At 37.8% G+C, this 1,806-nt stretch carries 2 protein-coding genes; both read right to left on the bottom strand.

Annotated elements, in window-relative coordinates:
• Positions 1–1,497 (bottom strand): carboxypeptidase-like regulatory domain-containing protein (locus AB9K32_RS00030; RefSeq protein ID WP_369883996.1); only part of this gene is annotated, 1,497 nt, incomplete at its 3' end.
• The coding region (locus tag AB9K32_RS00025) for a YfaP family protein (protein ID WP_369883995.1) at positions 1,494–1,806 on the bottom strand (313 nt) is incomplete at its 5' end. The genes AB9K32_RS00025 and AB9K32_RS00030, both read right to left, overlap by 4 nt.

Below are 1,806 nucleotides of genomic sequence, written 5' to 3'. Positions count from 1 at the left end.
GGCCATCGAATAGCCCAGTTCCTTTTCCGAACGAATTCGTTCCGGCATCTCTGCAAGGGTGTGCTTCCAATTAAAGTATTGATTGTTGGGATTTACAAACTGTAGATCGAATTCAGCTTCGGAGTCGTTCCATTCAAATACTAACCTTCCGGTAAAACCAGCATCGGAACTGGAATGATTATCGGGTCTCAAAAGACTGCTGATTTCCCTTTCCATAATATCAGATAATTCAAGGCTGTCCGAAGAAATTAAACCCTTATCCTGCAAATAAGCATGTCTTGCATAAATTGATAGGGCCTGTTGAGTTTTCTCCAAATTTTCATAACTATTGGCCAAGTCAATAAAACTTTGTGCATAATCAGGCCGGAGAGCATAAATTTTCTTGTAAACCTCATGGGCTTTACCTAATCGGGATTGAGACTCATAAGTAAAAGCCAAAGCCTTTAACCAAACAGGATTTTTTTCAAAAGAGTCTAAATTCTTGATTAAAATTTCATCTGCCCTATCACTTTCAAACTTATCATAAAAATAAGTAAAGGCATCCAAATAGAAATATGGTATTCTTGAATAATGATTCTCGTACGCCTCATAAACTTCTAACGCCCTGTTAAGATTTTTAGCGGTATTCATTTCATTTAAATAGGCAGGTAAATCATTTTTTATTTCCGTGTCCAAGAATACCTTTTCCGTGACATAATTATCGCGAAGCTTTGCTTGATCATAACGTTGAAGGCTATTATCTTCCCTTAATCCATGCACTCCGTTGATGGTATTGATAATCACTACACCTCCACTAGCAATTTCGCCATACCTCCATGCCGCTTGAAGTCCAGGGATAATGCCCACGCGCTGAATCATGCTAACATCCAACCAAACGGGAGGGGTTGTAAAAATGTTTTTATCAATTTCAAACAAAACAGGTTTTTGATTATTGATTGAGCTTCTACCTCTCATAAATAATGAACGATTCACTCCGGTGGAAGGAGACCCATAGGTTCCCATCCATATTCCCGCCCTTCTACTTGCTATTGCCCAAAGCACATCGGTTCCTGTCGTTAATTCAGAACCATCAATTATTTTTAAATTATAAGGTACTGTGTTAGGACTAATATAGCCAAAAGAGGTATTTATAATGGTTGAATCCGTAAAGTAATTCATCGCCAAACTTTTTTGCTTACTGAGTTTTTTGGTCACGACTACTTCGTCCAATGCTTCTACCCTGTGATGCATAACAATATTTAGATTATGGGTAACATCCTCAATAATAATGGTAATAGTATCCATTCCGAGGTAGGTAAACTGTAATTTTTCCTTTGGTATGGCAGATATCTTGTAAAACCCTTCCTTGTTCGATTTAGTAGTAAATTCGGAGGATAAATTGGTCACATGGACATTGGACAACGGTATTTTTCCATCGGTAATTCGCCCCAAAATCTGTTTTTGGGCAAAAATTGGCACAACCACCAACAAAATCAATAAACTGATGAGACTTTTCAATTATTTACAATTTTTATGGGAACATTGGCAAAATCAAATAAGTACTGATTAACTCCTTTTACACCCAAACGAAACACTTTGACTTCTTTGGTTTGCAATTTGCTGCCATAGTTCTGATACATGGTTACTTTGAGATAAGTGGGCGTGAGTTGTTTGTTGCCATGATAAGTGGCATTTATTTTCCATGTTCCCGGAAATTCATCGTCCAATAAAAAATCGGCCATCGAATAGCCCAGTTCCTTTTCCGAACGAATTCGTTCCGGCATCTCTGCAAGGGTGTGCTTCCAATTAAAGTATTGATTGTTGGGA

This window comes from Allomuricauda sp. XS_ASV26 (assembly GCF_041224615.1).
In the GTDB taxonomy this organism is placed as follows: Bacteria; Bacteroidota; Bacteroidia; order Flavobacteriales; family Flavobacteriaceae; genus Flagellimonas; species Flagellimonas alginolytica.
Note: the sequence above shows the minus strand (reverse complement) of the source record. Positions and strands in the feature narration are given on the sequence as shown.